The 15,466-nt window shown below is 36.6% G+C and carries 14 protein-coding genes and 1 tRNA gene; 9 read left to right on the top strand and 6 right to left on the bottom strand.

Annotated features, from left to right (window positions below):
- Window positions 1–14 precede the first annotated feature (14 nt).
- Entirely contained in the window at window positions 15–1,106 is a 1,092-nt protein-coding gene (locus ACFIKB_RS00310) for a D-alanyl-D-alanine carboxypeptidase family protein (RefSeq protein ID WP_375646917.1), read from the bottom strand.
- Between the two features lie 705 nt (window positions 1,107–1,811).
- A complete protein-coding gene (locus ACFIKB_RS00305) occupies window positions 1,812–2,609 on the bottom strand; it encodes a 1-acyl-sn-glycerol-3-phosphate acyltransferase (RefSeq protein WP_015857082.1) in 798 nt (265 codons plus the stop codon).
- A 129-nt stretch (window positions 2,610–2,738) separates the two neighbouring features.
- Between ACFIKB_RS00305 and thiD the strand changes: the two genes are divergently transcribed.
- Window positions 2,739–3,593, top strand: a complete 855-nt coding sequence (gene thiD, locus ACFIKB_RS00300; RefSeq protein WP_375635329.1) for a bifunctional hydroxymethylpyrimidine kinase/phosphomethylpyrimidine kinase — start codon at window positions 2,739–2,741, stop codon at window positions 3,591–3,593.
- 394 nt (window positions 3,594–3,987) lie between these two features.
- On the top strand, window positions 3,988–4,185 hold the full coding sequence (locus ACFIKB_RS00295) for a hypothetical protein (RefSeq protein ID WP_375644333.1): 198 nt from the start codon (window positions 3,988–3,990) through the stop codon (window positions 4,183–4,185).
- 785 nt (window positions 4,186–4,970) lie between these two features.
- Here the strand turns inward: ACFIKB_RS00295 and ACFIKB_RS00290 are convergent.
- Entirely contained in the window at window positions 4,971–5,786 is an 816-nt protein-coding gene (locus ACFIKB_RS00290) for a GNAT family N-acetyltransferase (protein ID WP_375644332.1), read from the bottom strand.
- Between the two features lie 473 nt (window positions 5,787–6,259).
- Window positions 6,260–6,334: transfer RNA gene (locus ACFIKB_RS00285), tRNA-Gly, on the bottom strand.
- A 185-nt stretch (window positions 6,335–6,519) separates the two neighbouring features.
- Between ACFIKB_RS00285 and ACFIKB_RS00280 the strand changes: the two genes are divergently transcribed.
- The 4 genes from ACFIKB_RS00280 to holA are packed head-to-tail and all read left to right on the top strand — an operon-like array spanning window position 6,520 to window position 10,284.
- Window positions 6,520–7,497 carry an ABC transporter substrate-binding protein gene (locus tag ACFIKB_RS00280; RefSeq protein WP_375635327.1) on the top strand — a complete coding sequence of 326 codons (978 nt, stop codon included), beginning with the start codon at window positions 6,520–6,522 and terminating at the stop codon, window positions 7,495–7,497.
- Between the two features lie 58 nt (window positions 7,498–7,555).
- Entirely contained in the window at window positions 7,556–8,452 is an 897-nt protein-coding gene (locus tag ACFIKB_RS00275; RefSeq protein WP_375635326.1) for an ABC transporter permease, read from the top strand.
- Window positions 8,445–9,239: an ABC transporter ATP-binding protein gene (locus tag ACFIKB_RS00270; protein ID WP_015857078.1), complete on the top strand. Its 795-nt coding sequence runs from the start codon at window positions 8,445–8,447 to the stop codon at window positions 9,237–9,239. Before ACFIKB_RS00275 ends, ACFIKB_RS00270 begins: the two co-directional genes overlap by 8 nt.
- A gap of 4 nt (window positions 9,240–9,243) precedes the next feature.
- A complete protein-coding gene (gene holA / locus ACFIKB_RS00265) occupies window positions 9,244–10,284 on the top strand; it encodes a DNA polymerase III subunit delta (protein WP_375635325.1) in 1,041 nt (346 codons plus the stop codon).
- Between the two features lie 375 nt (window positions 10,285–10,659).
- Here holA and ACFIKB_RS00260 read toward each other — a convergent pair whose 3' ends face one another.
- A complete protein-coding gene (locus ACFIKB_RS00260) occupies window positions 10,660–10,806 on the bottom strand; it encodes a hypothetical protein (RefSeq protein ID WP_375635324.1) in 147 nt (48 codons plus the stop codon).
- Window positions 10,807–12,067: 1,261 nt separating this feature from the next.
- Between ACFIKB_RS00260 and ACFIKB_RS00255 the strand changes: the two genes are divergently transcribed.
- The 3 genes from ACFIKB_RS00255 (at window position 12,068) to ACFIKB_RS00245 (ending at window position 14,765) form a co-directional block, all read left to right on the top strand.
- Window positions 12,068–12,997: a prephenate/arogenate dehydrogenase family protein gene (locus tag ACFIKB_RS00255; protein ID WP_375652531.1), complete on the top strand. Its 930-nt coding sequence runs from the start codon at window positions 12,068–12,070 to the stop codon at window positions 12,995–12,997.
- Window positions 12,998–13,402: 405 nt separating this feature from the next.
- Window positions 13,403–14,257, top strand: coding sequence for a YihY/virulence factor BrkB family protein (locus tag ACFIKB_RS00250; protein ID WP_375635322.1), 855 nt, complete (start codon window positions 13,403–13,405; stop codon window positions 14,255–14,257).
- Between the two features lie 31 nt (window positions 14,258–14,288).
- Complete coding sequence (locus ACFIKB_RS00245) at window positions 14,289–14,765, top strand: YaiI/YqxD family protein (protein ID WP_375635465.1); 477 nt, start codon at window positions 14,289–14,291, stop codon at window positions 14,763–14,765.
- A gap of 1 nt (window position 14,766) precedes the next feature.
- Here ACFIKB_RS00245 and ACFIKB_RS00240 read toward each other — a convergent pair whose 3' ends face one another.
- Window positions 14,767–15,462, bottom strand: a complete 696-nt coding sequence (locus ACFIKB_RS00240) for a TlpA disulfide reductase family protein (RefSeq protein WP_375652529.1) — start codon at window positions 15,460–15,462, stop codon at window positions 14,767–14,769.
- Window positions 15,463–15,466: the final 4 nt, after the last annotated feature.

The following is a 15,466-nucleotide window of genomic DNA, read 5'->3' as shown; positions in this document are numbered from 1 at the left end:
TCGTAGATTATGATTTATGGCTTTTTTATAGAATGGTTTGCGCGTCTTTTATACGAACTATAGGGCTTTCTTAGTGGCTTTACTGTTATTTTAGGTGTTTTTGGCGTACGAATGAGGTGTACTGGTAAAGGATGAGAAAAAGGAGGTGGAGCAGTGATAAAAGGTGAGGTGAGAATAATATTTCCTTGATCATCATATGAATTTGCATGCATTTTTATGGCTTCAGGTGTGCATGTTTGTTGTCTCATATTGTTGGCTTGTGTTATATTTCTCCCATAAGGTTTTAATGTTGCTAGTGTTAATTGGGGTCTTCCTTGGTGCAAAAATCCTGTTTCAAGAAGTTGTGCAGCTTTTTCTTCTCTTTCAGTTATGTTGTTAGCACCTAGAATGACAGTAATAATTGTACGTTTATTGCGTGTGGCTGAGGCAACAAGATTAAAACCCGAGGCACAAATAAAGCCTGTTTTCATACCGTCTATTCCATAAAAACGGCCAATGAGGTTGTTTGAGTTATGCTGGACTTTTCGATTGTTACCAAAATCAATGGCTGGAATAGAAAAATAATGAGCATATTGTGGAAATTCTCGACGTATTTGAACGGCTAAAAGAGCAATGTCGCGTGCCGTGGAGTAGTTTTGAGGGTCTGGTAAACCACTTGCGTTTGCGAAATGCGTTCCAAACATGCCTAAACGTTTAGCTTCTCTATTCATTTTACGTACAAAATTTTTCTGTGAACCTGCAACAGCTTCACTCATGGCAATGGCTAAATCATTGGTAGATTTAACCATGGTGATACTTAAGGCTGTATCAAGTGTGAGTACAGAACCAGCTTTATAGCCTGAACGATATGAGGGAGCTTTTGCGGCGTATTCGCTGATGGTGATATGTTTGTCTGGTGAAATTTCCCCTCGGCTCATGGCACGAAAAATAACATAAGCGGTCATTAATTTTGTCAAGGAAGCAGGGTACCAACGCTCAAAAGCTTGATTATGTTTTAAGATATGCCCCGTTGTAACATCAACAGAAATAAAAGGCTGCGCTAGAGCAACAGCGCTGAATAAACTCAAAATCACAGAAAAAAATAAATTATAGAAGAGACGTTGCATTAATTTAAATCGAGTTCCTTCTTATTCGTTATTTAGAATTGTTTTAATGTAGCACACAAAGCTTTTAAGTCTAGGTTAGGAAGGAAAGATGGTTAATTGCTGTATCCGTTGTGTCTCGGAGATAAAAACCAATACTCATTTTTATTTTCCCCTTGAATTTGGTTTGATGACTTACAGTATCTTAAGAAATACTTTTTAAATAATGAAGATTGTACAAGATTTCAGGTTCTTGGGGGATTGATGTTTCTTAGGAAGGAACGAATCGGCATAATCATACATTTTTCTTGTCCTCCTGTTAGGACAGCCCTTGGCACTTGAGAGGGGTCGTAAAAAGCATTTAATCTTTTCTTGTATCGTTTTATTCACACAGATATCCCTGCTTGTAATGTGCAAGCAAATGATTCTAATTGATTCAATATGGAATAGATTTGAAATGAGAGAATCTTACGGTATTTCGAGGTCTCATTCAAGTTGAATAGCGATAAAATATCCTTATAAATCAATATTATGTATGTTATTTAAACGATTTTAAAGAGAGGAAGAATTCTTTCTCAAAAAAATTCATACATTGGTCATTTCTTATAATGTACATGTGTTTTATAATTTTGAATTAGAAAGTTTGAAGTATCTTTCTTATATTTTTGTTCCATATACGCCGCTCAATATACAAAGTGATGCGTTATTCTGATCAATCAATACATTGTTTCATGATGAATGATTTAGTTTTTGAAGTTTCTGAACAGCGTATGGTGGCATAGGAGGAGGGGTAGGATCTTGAGCTGCTAAGAGAAGCAGTTCATCACATGCTTTTTCAGTTTTTTGGACAAGTTGATCTAGAAAATCACGTTTGCTTAAACCAGCTTCTATCGGGGGAAGAATACGGACACGAATTGTTCCGGGATAGCGGCGAAAATTATTGCGTGGCCAATATAAACCCGCATTGTGTGCAATAGGCACAACTTGAAGCCCTAATTCATTATAGAGCGCGACAATTCCTGACTTATAATCTGGTTCTTGACCGGGTTGTCGGCGTGTTCCTTCGGGAAAAATTAAGATTTGGCGCCCTTGTTTTACTTTCTCTTTTGCTTTTTGTATAACCATTTTTAAGGCTTTGATGGGCGTTGTACGGTTAATGGGGATAATTTGTGTTTTTGCCATATACCAGCCAAACAATGGAATCCACATCAATTCACGTTTTAAAATGAGAGTAGGATCATCTAAATAGGGAACAAGACTGAAAGTTTCCCAAGCCGATTGATGCTTTGGAGCAATGATATAGGCTCCTTTGGGAAGATTTTCTAAACCTTCAATCTCATAACTTGTACCTGCGATGTATTTTTGCAAAAAGAGTGTAACGCGCGCCCATGTTTTAGGGACAATCCATGCCTTTTTGCGGGGCATTAAAAAATAAACGGGAGCGTAAAGGATCATTTGTATGAAAGTTGTTGTATAAAAAGCGAACGTAAAAAGAATAGAACGAAGGATAAGCACTACATTTTCCATTTTATATCTATAAGAAGACTTCGTATATAATATAATTCACATGAGAAAACATCTTCTTTATGTTTTTTCAAGCATCTATTTTTTCGGTAACTCATTTTCCGATATTTAAAAACAGAAGGAAAGAGGTTGATGGAATTACAAAAAGATAAACTTTTTATTCCACGGATTTTATCTATTGCGGGAACAGATCCTTCTGGTGGCGCTGGAATGCAGGCGGATTTGAAGGTTTTTTCAGCTATGAAAACTTATGGTATGAGTGTGGTTACAGCTGTTGTTGCACAAAATACTCAGGGTGTGCGTTCTTTTCAGGCATTAGATGCTTCTTTTGTTGCAGATCAAATTGATTCTGTTTTTGAGGATATCCATGTTGATGCCGTTAAAATTGGTATGGTTGCAAATGCTCAGATTGCACAGGTTATTGCAGAACGTCTTGCTTATCATAAAGCACGTTTTATTGTTTTTGATCCGGTTATGGTTGCAAAAAGTGGTGATGTTCTTTTAAAGTCTGATGCAATTGAAATTATGCGTGATGTTCTTGTGCCGATGTCAACTTTGATCACGCCAAATTTGCCTGAAGCTGCACTGTTATTGGGAGGTGAAGTGCAATGGTCTTTAGAGACTATGTATCAATATGCTCCACGACTCTTGGCGCTAGGGTGTCATGCAGTTTTGTTAAAAGGGGGACATTTGAATACGCTTACCAAGAATAGTACAGAAAATTACGATTATTCTAGTCCAGATCTTTATTGTGATTGTGAAAACCTTGTTATACTTGAAGCTTCTCGTCTTTCAACCACTCATGATCATGGGACAGGGTGTACCATTTCTGCCGCCATTGCAGCTCTGTTACCTACCCAACCTTTGGATTGCGCTGTTAAACAAGCAAAAGATTATTTGCATGGCGCTTTAACTGCCTCAAATGCTTTAAAAGTAGGGAAAGGGCGAGGGCCGCTTCATCATTTTTATGCATTATGGAAAGATTAATACAATAATTGATTGTGAAAAATCTTCACTCTATGAATTTGTTTCGTCATTATATGCTGTTTTGGACTTATGACTGATAAGTGTTAGCGCATTGTAGATTAACAGTTATTTTGTATTAAGAAGAATGAGAAAAAAATGTTATAATCTATTTCTTTTATATATTTTTTACGATTAATCTATCCTGTTTCAGAGGCAATTTTGAGTATAAAAAGAGAGCAAGGAATTGTAAAATCAGGATTTTATAGCAAAAAGAGTAGAGGGAAAGACCTTTTACAAGGCGATATTAAAGCTGGCTGATCCCGCCATATTTGCTGTTTCTTACATTGGTGGCAAAACAGGATGAGCCGAAGTCGTTATAAAAATTATTGAATATATCTAATATTTACAGAATTTTTTGTCGGCATGGGTAGGGTTTTCTAAATGGCAATTGATACGTCCTGATGGAATTATCAATGATCTTTCAGGTGATGTGGTGAATTTTTTCGGATATTACAACGTCATTATCCTCTTTTTATGGAACTGCTTTATGGAATTGTTGGCGTTTCAGATGAGCAGCCGTGAGGAGTTTCAACATTTAATACAGCAGATCTAGAAACTTTTATGGATTTAGAGCGGCTTTAAGGTTTTTATATTTATAGTGATTAAGTTTTAGCGAGAAGGTAGTCGATCGCACAATCGGAGTTTCAATAGACTTGTAGCGTGTGGTTTAATCTTTTCAAACTTGAATTTTTATTCTGTCATTTAATGGATTTCACCATTAAGTATTTAAAATGATTTGATTTTATTGTGCACTATGACTGTTCAACACCTTATTTTACGTTGATTGAAGTTTTGTTCCTCATATAAAATAGTATGCTTCAAGTAGAGTGCACTTATATTATTAATTAACATGTTTATTTTAAAGAGATTTCTCATCATCAACTGTAATCTAAAAAAAGAAACAATATACATAAAGGACCTTTAAAAGGGTTTTGAAGCTCCTTTGGTTATTGTATAAAGCGAAGATTTTTTCTATTAATTGACTAACAGACTAACCATCTAACAAACTATGATATAACTGTAGTTTTAAATATTTGCTTTTTCGAGTTTTTTATAATTATCAGTAACAGACAGTAAATTATCGATCATATCAAATAAAATTTTCACTTGTTCAACTTAGATCTGTGATAGATATCTTTTTTAAGACAATGATCCTGAAAATTATAAAAGTAAGAAAATTTGAGTGAGTCATTTGAAACAATTATATTTGTAATAACTTTTTTAACTTTTCACTATCAGTATTAAAGAAGATTGGCTAAACTTTCTTGGTTGTATAGATTGGTTTTCTGTATTTGAGTTTTGCTGAAAATAATAAGTTCGCTTATCGATGAAAAGAATTCATCGCTCAATGATCATGTGTTTATTGGAATAAACTTTAAATTCACCAAAGTTTATAAAACCCAATTTTTTATAAATGCCAATTCCCTCGTGAGATGCTTGCATACCAATAACATGACATTTCTTTCTTTTTAAATGCTCAATAGCAATTTTTGTCATGAATGTCCCAACACCTTTTTTCTGAAAATCTGGATTGGTGACAATATCATACACTCCACCAATTCCATCTGCTTTAATACAAAAACATATTGCTACAGGATTATTATTTATGTAACCAACGAACATCTCTACATCAGGATCTTTTTTATAACAACGGCCTATTGTTTCATAAAATATAACCGCTTCTTCATCAAAAGGCTCGAAGACTGATGCCATAACATTTCCGTAATCTCTAAAATCTTGAAGTGATTCAACTTCCTTGATTTTGAAATTATCTGGCGTAGAAGTAACATGTGAGTCTATATTTTGTGCTAAAGCTGCCATTCCTACCTCTGTTTCAACATGCTCTAAACCAATAGATAAGAGAACTTCATCAACTTTATAATGAGACGAATGAGGTTCAACCCACCAAGCTAAAGGTAGTTTTTGTGCATTAAAGGAATGGATTATGGATTTTGCTTGGTTTGTAGGTATAGTTTCTTGTAAACTTTTAGCAGAGACAATATTGAATGTGTCTGAAGCAAATGTTGAATTAACAGAAGATACTCCATTTGGAAAATCAACAACCTTCATTTTAGGGCATGATTTTGGTAAAAAACGTACCTTTGAGCAAAAATTATTCTCTAATGATAAGTCAATTTTTGATTTGTTTAACATTTGTTTTTCTTGTCATGGCTCATCATTTCTAATTAATCTTTTAATATTGGGGCTGTAAGAAAATCCGTTAGCTCAAAAGTAATCCCAAATTCTTTTAAATACGCCTCTATAACCTGCCAAGGTCGTAAAAGATCTGCCGCGAATACTGAAAAAACTATTCTCGGGATTGCAAGAAATAAAGTTATTGTTGCCAAATAACGTCATGAACCAATGGGAATTGTCCATCTCGCTTTTCAAGCTTATTTTACACGGATTTAACGACCTAATAGACAACGGTAACCTTCCAGAAAAAATCCGTCTAAGTTAAAAATTGTTATCTTATGATCTAAGCCCCAATCCAATAGATGCTTCACAAGAAATTACGAATCTTAAAACTCTTTGAGAAAAAATAAATTGGTACAAAATCTAGTGGCAAAATATACAAAACCCGCTGGCAAGCTACACACGCAAGAGCGAATAAATACAAAATTCAATGGAGCGGGCGATGGGATTCGAACCCACGACCCCAACCTTGGCAAGGTTGTGCTCTACCCCTGAGCTACACCCGCTGACCGATTCGATATATATCTTGCCTGTATGGCGTAGGCTTCTACGAATTGCAACAAAAAAATATCATTTTAGTTTGATTTATTTTGTACATGTTTTAATAAATTGAAATAAAGATTGATTTTAGAAGATTCTTCAGTAATAGATTATTCCTTTTTTAATTTTGCATAGAGAGGGGTGGAGTATAATGTTGAAGAGAATAAAAATATTAGGGATTATCATTGCAGCTGTTTTTATGATGAACAGTGTTGCAAAAGCGGATGACCAAGTTAAACGCGTTAAAGTTGCAATTACACAGATTATGGTCCATCCTGCTGCGGATACCGTTCGTAAAGGTGTGGAAGATGTTCTTGCAGAAAATGGCTATAAGCAAGGTGAAAATTTTCAACTTACCTTTTTATCAGCGCAAGGCAATATTTCAACAGCAACGCAAATTGCACGTAAATTTGTTGGTGATAAACCTGATGTTATTGTAGCGATTACCACGCCTTCAGCACAAACAATGCTTGCGGCGACAAAAACAATTCCTATCGTCTTTGCTGCGATTTCTGATCCTATTGGAGCTAAAATCGTTTCTTCGCTTACCAAACCTGGCGGTAATATGACGGGAAGTTCTGATCGTATAGATGTTGCAGAAAGTGTTAAACTTTTACAAGAAGTAAAACCAGATTTGAAAAAACTCGGTTATCTTTATAATGCTTCTGAAGCAAATTCTGTTTCAACACTTAAGGTGTTAAAGAATGTGGCAAAAAAAGTTGGAATTGAAGTCATTCCTTCATCGGCACCAAAACCTTCTGATGTTCAGGCGGCAACGCGGGCTTTAATTGGTAAAGTGGATGTTATTTTTATTCCCGCTGATAATACGGTTCTTTCTGTTTTAGAAGGAGCAGCAAAAGTTACACAGGAAGCAAATGTTCCTGTATTTACTGTCGATTCTAATTCTATTGGACGCGGTCCTTTTATGACGCAGGGCGTAAATTTCTATGATGTAGGGGTTGAAGCTGGGAAATTGGTTGTGCGTATTCTAAAGGGTGAAAAGCCTGGTGATATTGATGTTGTGCAGGCGGCTAGTAATGACATTCGAATTGATATGAAAGCAGCAGAAAAAGCGGGGATTGTTATTCCGCAGGCAGTTATTGATCGTGCGACAAAAGTGATTCAATAACTTTGATAGGATGTTGATACAATAAAATACGTTAAGTTTTCATGGGGATTGTCTTTACATGAATATATTTGCGTTTTCTGGCGCTGTGGAATTGGGTCTTATTTATGCGTTTGTGGCTATAGGGGTTTATCTCTCTTTTCGCGTTTTGGACTTTCCTGATTTAACAGTTGATGGCTCATTTCTTCTTGGGTCTTGTGTCTGTGGCGTCTTGATTCTTTTAGGTTTTAATGCATGGACAGCTATGGCATGTGCTTTTTGTGCAGGCATGGTAGCTGGTTTATTAACAGCTATGTTGAATTTGCGTTTTGGTATTTTGAATCTTTTGGCTTCCATTTTAACAATGTCAGCGCTCTATACGGTTAATCTTCGTATTATGGGAATTATGGGAGGATCTAATATTAATTTAGCGCTTGCTGATACGGCGTTAACGCCCTTTTATAATCTGTTTGGTTTGTCTGATATTTTTGTGCGTCCTCTTTTCATTGGTACTGTATTGCTAGTTGTAGCGTTTTTGATTTGGCGTTTTTTGGAAAGTGAAATAGGTCTTGCTATGCGTGCAATGGGAGCTAATCCACGGATGGCTACAGCTCAAGGGGTTCATACGTCGGCGCTAATTTATTTTGGTATGGGGCTTTCAAATGCCTGTGTTGCACTTGGTGGTTCTCTTTATATTCAAACTGCAATTGCAACGGATATTACCGGTGGAATTGGAACAATTGTTTTTGGATTGGCAGCTGTGATTATCGGTGAAACTTTGTTTCGTACGCGTAATATTTTTTGGATTATAATCAGCTGTATTGTGGGGTCTGTGCTTTATCGTGTGGCGGTGCAATTTGCATTTGAGGCAAATGGAATTGGTATTGATACGTCGACAGATCTTCAGTTGATTACTTCACTGTTGGTTATTTTAACCCTTATTGTGCCACGCTATTGGAGGAGGCGTAAACGTGATTGAGTTTTCTCATGTTGGGGTTACATTTAAACCGCAAACACCTTTGGAAAAACAGGCTTTGATTGATATTAACCTTAAAATTGATCAGGGTAGTTTTGTTACGGTTATCGGTTCAAATGGCGCTGGTAAATCAACCTTGCTCAGTGTTTTAGCAGGTGCAACGCTTCCCTCAACAGGGAAAGTGGTTATCAATGGGCAAAATGTTTCTAGACAATCAGTCAGTGAACGCGCTGGAAAGGTTGCTTGTGTTTTTCAAGATTCTTTGATAGGCAGTTGCGGTTCTTTAACAATTGAAGAAAATTTGGCTCTTGCTGCTCTTCGAGGAAGTCGTCGTGGTTTGCGTTCGGCTTTAAACCATGAGAAACGGCAATTTTTTCGAGAAAAAATTGCTCAATTAGGCATTGGTCTTGAAGCATATATTCATAATCCTATGGACAGTTTATCAGGTGGGCAACGCCAAGCTGTTTGCCTTGTGATGGCAACATTAGCCCATGCGGATGTTTTATTGCTTGATGAACATACCTCAGCGCTTGATCCTGGAATGGCTGATTTTGTGATGCGGTTGACTGAAAAAATCGTTGAAGAGAAAAAACTAACGACTATCATGGTGACTCATTCTATGCGTCAGGCTCTTGATTATGGCGATCGCACCTTGATGTTGCATGGTGGAAAAGTGATTTTGGATGTCTGTCATGAGGAGCGTAAGGGCTTGGATGTCAATGATTTAATTGGCATGTTTCAGAAAGTTCGCGGGGAAGTTCTTGATGATGATGAACTGTTAATGGATTAATAATGTGGCTCAGAAAAAAGCACATGAAGTTGATCAGTTTTTAACGCGTTTTTCACGTGCTTTTCCTATTGTTCTCATTTATGGGCCAGATCGTGGTCTTATTTGTGAGCGTGCACAATGTTTTGCAAAACTTACACAGGTAGCAATAGAAGATCCATTTTCGACAGTTCGTTTGGATGCTGCTGAAATTGATAAAGATCCTGCACGTTTGGAAAATGAAGCGCGTACGTTATCGCTTTTTGGGGGAGATCGTTTGATATGGATCTCTAATGCTGCTAACCAAAAAGGTTTTCTTGCTGCCTTGAAAATTTTAATTGAGAAGCCACCAGAAGCCTGTTTTATTCTCATTGAATCAGGGGACTTAAAAAAAGGAACAGGGTTGCGCAATGCTGTTGAAACGTCATCAAAAGCAATGGCTTTGCCCTGTTTTGCGGATGATATGCGTTCTCTTGACGGTTTGATTGATGAGGTTTTAGAGCAGTTTAAAAAGACTCTTTCTTTGGATGCACGTAGATGGTTGCATGAAAGTTTAGGGGCGGATCGCCTTGTATCACGAGGTGAATTAGAAAAGCTTTGTCTTTATGCTGCAAATGTTCATATTACTCTTGAAGATGTGAAAGCTGTTGTAAGCGATGTCAGTGCTCTTTCTCAAGATGAAGTCATAGATGCTCTTTTATTAGGTGATATATCAGGCTTTGAAGTGCATTTTAATCGACATGCAGCATTGCATGGGGCGCTTTTTTTTATTTTGAGTACAGCACAAAGGCATTTTCAGCAATTACAGCTATTGCGTTATCAGGTAGAGGTTGAAGGAAAATCGCCTTTTACGGTGGTTTCTCAAGCACGGCCTCCCATTTTTTTTCAACGGAAAAAGACAGTTGAACAAGCTTTAAAATATTGGAAGTTAGAACAGATTTCCTACGCAATGGAAAGAATTCAGGGTGCTGTTTTAGACAGTCGTAAAAATCCACTTTTGGGTGAAGCTATCATTCGTCAAGTTTTGTTAGGGCTCACAATTATTGCACGACGCCAGATGGCAGCTTAACAGTTTAAAAATATGATGATTTTTTATTTTTAGTACGCCACAGAGGTATTTTCAGCAATTAAAACTTTTGTGTTAACAAGTAGAGGTTAGTTGTAGTTTTGAAGAGCTTGAAAGTTTTATAGAAATTTTTCTTTAGAAAAATTATTTATCTTCGAAAGGCAGTTTTTACACCGTTTTATTATCTTGTTGTGCCGTAAAACACTGTTGGTTCGTGATATAGAGCTCAGGTAAAATTTTACGCATTCGGTGTTTTTGTGTGAGTATGTGGTGAATATTAGGCTGGTTCATAGCGCCTTAATTGGGGTAACACCCCTCATGCAAAACAGAGCATCTCAAACAACAGAAGACACTTGTATGGTAAATTCATACGCTTTCTTAGAAATATTTTTCAATGCGCGTCATATCTATTTCGCGACGGCGTTTGTGAATGGTATAACGGTAAAGTTCTCCGTGAAGAATATAAAATCCATAGAGCATCTCTATCTTTACGCTTAATAAAAGTGCAAGCCAGAGCACTATCATATATTTGCCTAGTCTCTAATTTGCTACAGTTTTTGGCATTAGAGAGCGTTTTTCATCATTTTTTTCTCACATGCCTTCTTGTGACGTGCAGACAAGAGATTTTAATTGATAAGAGGATTTGTGATGGAAGAATTTTACCGTATTTGAAGTTATGATTCAAATTGAAAAACAATTATTATATTTATAAATCAATATATTATAGATTAATAGAATCACTTAAAATAGTGAACCAGTGGAATCTTTTAGATAAGAAAATGAATTGTTTGCAGATCGGTATGAATTAAGAATCTTCGTGGGATGAGGAGAAAGTCAAGATAGATTATGATGAAAACGACAGTACCTATGGGGAGACTTTTATGTTTGATACAGGGATGATTATCTTAGCAATGAATGCTCTCAAATTCCAAGGATTTTCGCAACATTGGGGGGTAGGCAAATATAATGATAGTGTTTTATTAAGTGTAAAGAGGCTCGTACTTAATGGATTTATAGTTATAACATTTACGAACACTGTTGTGAGATAGGCTGGGGAGCGAGATGCTTTTTAAAACAAATGCATGAATTTGTAATCCAAATCTATTCTGTTTGGGGCGTTCTATTTTACGTGAGGGTTGTGATTCCATTAAAGGGATGTTTGGTGTTTTTGTTATCAAACTTTTTCTTTATTGAGAGGGGGTGTTTTTCTCGTATTTGTTTGATTTACGGTATCAGGAATTGGGAGAGGAAAATGTTTTTAATGGTATTTTTTGTATGCGTTGTTTTACGGTGTTTTCAATATTCACAAAACTTGTGTTGATGTTGTAGGTGGAGGCGTAATACGTTCTTATATAGGTCTAATGTACAAATTAATAAATGTATCGGGATAATTGGGAAAGAGTTGGTGTCTGCTTACGCTTTTGATGTGTTTTTTTATGAGTAAATTAGTAAGATAAAGTAAACTGATGAGATTTTATGTAGAGTCGTTGTTATCATAATTGAGAGTGCATTTATATTTTGTTTCAGTGATGTGCTTTGATCAGTAATTAAGTGGGAGTTTTAGAGCGTGATGTTAGATTTCTCGTCATTTATTTTTTATGTGTTTTCTAGGTAAAATGATCTGTTGTCAGCTTGCGCAGGTGATGATTGGTAAACTGCGTTATTCTTTATTCTCTAGTTGTCGTTTTTTAATGTTTTACGCATAATTCTTGAACAAACAGACAGGAAAATTATGATTTTACAATTGTCTTTATTGCCATTTGCAAAGAATCTTTGAAGGTGAAAGATGCCCCATATTCAATTTGAAAAAATAGCGCTCATTGGGATCGGTCTGATTGGATCTTCTTTAGCAAGGGTGATTAAAAAGAAAAATCTTGCGGCTCAGATTTCTATTGCAACGCGTCGTTCAGAAACCCTGAAAAGAGCGCGTGAATTGGAGCTTGGGGACTTTTATACGACAGATAATGCAAAAGCTGTTGAAGGAGCGGATTTGGTTATTGTTTCTGTTCCTGTTGGGGCGAGTGCAGAGGTGGCAAAAAATATTCATGATCATTTAAAACCTGGAGCGATTGTGAGTGATGTTGGTTCTACGAAAGCGTTGGTTATTGCGGAAATGGAACCTTTATTGCCAAAAACGGTTCATTTTATTCCTGGTCATCCAATTGCTGGAACGGAATATTCAGGACCGGATGCTGGTTTTGCTGATTTGTTTATGAATCGTTGGTGTATTTTAACGCCTTTTGCTGAGAGTGATGCTGCTGCTGTCGCACAATTAACAGCGTTTTGGGAAGCTTGTGGTGCACGTGTTGAAAAGATGGATCCTAAACATCATGATCTTGTTTTGGCTATTGTTTCGCATTTGCCGCATTTGATTGCTTATAATACTGTCGGGACGGCTAGTGATTTAGAAAAGGTGACAAATTCAGAAGTCATTACTTATTCTGCTTCAGGTTTTCGTGATTTTACCCGTTTGGCATCTTCTGATCCCGTTATGTGGCGCGATATTTGTTTGCATAATAAGGATGCTATTTTAGAAATGTTGAGCCGTTTTAGTGAGGGGCTTGCTTTTTTAGAGCGGGCAATTCGTTTAGGAGATGGTGAGACATTGTTTAACTTTTTTACACGTACGCGTGCTGTACGTCGCAATATTATTGATGCGGGACAGGAAATTGATGCTCCTGATTTTGGACGTCAGAGTGTTTCTAAAAAAGGGTGAGTAAAAGCAAGGGGTTTTTGTTGAATTTCATTGGTTTTTTCTAGAAATCGATAAGAAGTTTTTTCTCTATTCAGTCATAGATTGCAATAAAAAAGAGTGGCGATTGCTTCGATACAGATAACCATGACTTCAAAAGGTTTTATAAGATTATCGTGCTTAGCTCTCTGATAGTGCATATGATGTACAGAAGAGGTTACTGATCTATAAAAGAGACAAAAAAATGAAGTCGTTGTAGAATTTCATATAGTGGGTTGTTGTTTTTGTTTCAGTATAAAGTCAGGCTTGACCGTATTGATTATTGCCCTTTATATTGCAACATTGGAGAATATTTGTTTTCAGAGTTTTGATGATTTTTATAAAGCTTGAAATAGACTGAGGAAGAGTTTTACCAGAAAGTATCGAGATTTGTTAAGAAATATCTTTTGGTATAGCTATCGTATCCTTGTTGACGCAGTAAGCCATTATTGGCGTGATAATGGGAGTGCTTTTGCAAGCCATGTCGCGCTCTCTGGGCTTTTAGCATTTTTCCCTTTTTTTATTTTTGGAACTTCTCTTGCCAGTTTTCTTGGTGCTTTTACATATACACCGCAAAAAATCAAAGCACTTGTGCAGTTATTACCAGATGTCATTGCAGAGCCTTTATCTCAGGAAATTATCAATGTTTTAACCATACAGCGGGGAGGAGTGTTGACAGTTTCTGTCATTGGAGCGGCTTATTTTGCCTCTAATGGGATAGAGGCATTACGTACAGCTTTAAATAGAGCTTATCGTGTTGTTGATCGGCGTAGCTTGTTGTTTTGTCGTTTTCAAAGTTTGTTTTTTGTGATTCTTGGAGCTGTTGGTCTTATTGTGATCAGCGTTTTGTTGATTTTAACACCTCTGCTGATCAAGATTATGCAAAATCATTCTTTTTTCATTACAGAATATATCGGTATCATTCGTCTATGGCGTTACATAATCGCAGCGGTTGTTCTCTTTGTAAGCCTTTTGATTGTTCATAAATGGCTACCAGCAGAGCGGCGGAAGTTTATAGATATTTTACCAGGAATTGTACTGACAATGTTTGTATGGTTTATGGCTTCAATTGCTTTTGCTCAATATTTAACAATGTTTGATTATATTTCTACCTATGCAGGGTTAGCATCTATTATGGTTGCTATTATTTTTCTTTACATATTGAGTGCAATTTTTATTTTGGGAGGAGAAATAAACGCGGCGATAATGTTTTATCGCAAGCATTTGCAACATTCAGATGAATGAAAGAACCTAACTATTGCGTGAAAGCCAAGGTATGAATATCCCAATAAAGCCTGCTATCACTTTGTTGATTGATGCGGATGCTTGTCCTGTAAAAGATGAAGTTTATCGTGTGATGAATCGTTATCAGCTTAAGACATTTGTTGTGGCAAATCGTTTTTTGTCCCTTCCGGATGAAGCACTCATTGAAAGAGTGGTCGTTGCTGGTGAATTCAATGGTGCTGATGATTGGATCGTAGAACATGTGCATGAGGCAAGTATTGTTATTACCAGTGATATTCCTTTAGCAGCACGGGTTGTGCAAGCTGGAGGTTTTTGTCTTTCGCCAACGGGGCGTATTTTTGATGTAAATTCAATTGGTCAGGCTTTGGCGATGCGCAATTTGATGGAAGATTTGCGGGGACAGGGCAGTATAACGGGTGGTCTCCGTCCTTTTTGTCGTAAAGACCGTTCTGCTTTTTTATCAGCACTGGATCTCGTTATACAACGTTTAAAAAGACGCGGTTATTAGGTTATAGGGCTTCTTTTATAACAGCTTTTATAAGTGCTTTGGCATCGTCATTGGCCCATGGAGCTGCACCATTGAAGGAAGCAATGAGATATCCCTCTTTATCGATGAGAAATGTAATGGGGAGTCCTAAAGCAAGCCCCTGTTTTCTAACATTGTTGAAAATGTCCATTGTTTCATCGCGATAGTAAAGCAAATTATCCGCATGAATATTCTGTAAAAATTGCTGAATTTTTTCAGGAGAAGCAGTTTTATCGATATTAATAGCTATGACATCAAAGTTTTCTCCACCTAATTCATGTTTTAATTGCGCAAGTTCGGGCATTTCTGTGCGGCAAGGTGCACACCAAATAGCCCATAGATTGACCAGCATTGGTTTTCCAGTAAATTCGCTGAGTGTGTGCTCTTTTCCTTGAACATCCTTGAAAGAGAGTTTCTTCATATCTGAGGGCGTATCAGCAAATCGTATGTGGCTAAAAAAGCCTTTTGCTGCTTTTCGGATCGCCATCATTTTTTCTGCTTGTGCTTTATCAGTGTTTATTTTTTGTGCTTTTGCTGCTGAAATGAAATTGAAAAGGAAAGACTCTCTTTTGTTATCGTAGTTTATGGTTGCGTATAAACTCAATGCAATGATAAAGAATGCAAGGGAGAATTGCCTTTTTTTATTGTTTTTTTCGCTGATGAAAATTTGAGAAATCATAATT

The sequence above is a fragment of the Bartonella sp. MR110HLJHH genome, assembly GCF_042194225.1.
Lineage (GTDB): Bacteria > Pseudomonadota > Alphaproteobacteria > Rhizobiales > Rhizobiaceae > Bartonella > Bartonella grahamii.
Note: the sequence above shows the minus strand (reverse complement) of the source record. Positions and strands in the feature narration are given on the sequence as shown.

What these genes read in the sequence shown, in the direction of transcription:
- ACFIKB_RS00310 (WP_375646917.1), bottom strand. Translation starts at nt 1,106, where the DNA reads ATGCAACGTCTCTTCTATAATTTATTTTTTTCTGTGATTTTGAGTTTA.
- ACFIKB_RS00305 (WP_015857082.1), bottom strand. Translation starts at nt 2,609, where the DNA reads ATGGAAAATGTAGTGCTTATCCTTCGTTCTATTCTTTTTACGTTCGCT.
- thiD (WP_375635329.1), top strand. Translation starts at nt 2,739, where the DNA reads ATGGAATTACAAAAAGATAAACTTTTTATTCCACGGATTTTATCTATT.
- ACFIKB_RS00290 (WP_375644332.1), bottom strand. Translation starts at nt 5,786, where the DNA reads ATGTTAAACAAATCAAAAATTGACTTATCATTAGAGAATAATTTTTGC.
- ACFIKB_RS00280 (WP_375635327.1), top strand. Translation starts at nt 6,520, where the DNA reads ATGTTGAAGAGAATAAAAATATTAGGGATTATCATTGCAGCTGTTTTT.
- ACFIKB_RS00275 (WP_375635326.1), top strand. Translation starts at nt 7,556, where the DNA reads ATGAATATATTTGCGTTTTCTGGCGCTGTGGAATTGGGTCTTATTTAT.
- ACFIKB_RS00260 (WP_375635324.1), bottom strand. Translation starts at nt 10,806, where the DNA reads ATGATAGTGCTCTGGCTTGCACTTTTATTAAGCGTAAAGATAGAGATG.
- ACFIKB_RS00255 (WP_375652531.1), top strand. Translation starts at nt 12,068, where the DNA reads ATGCCCCATATTCAATTTGAAAAAATAGCGCTCATTGGGATCGGTCTG.
- ACFIKB_RS00245 (WP_375635465.1), top strand. Translation starts at nt 14,289, where the DNA reads ATGAATATCCCAATAAAGCCTGCTATCACTTTGTTGATTGATGCGGAT.
- ACFIKB_RS00240 (WP_375652529.1), bottom strand. Translation starts at nt 15,462, where the DNA reads ATGATTTCTCAAATTTTCATCAGCGAAAAAAACAATAAAAAAAGGCAA.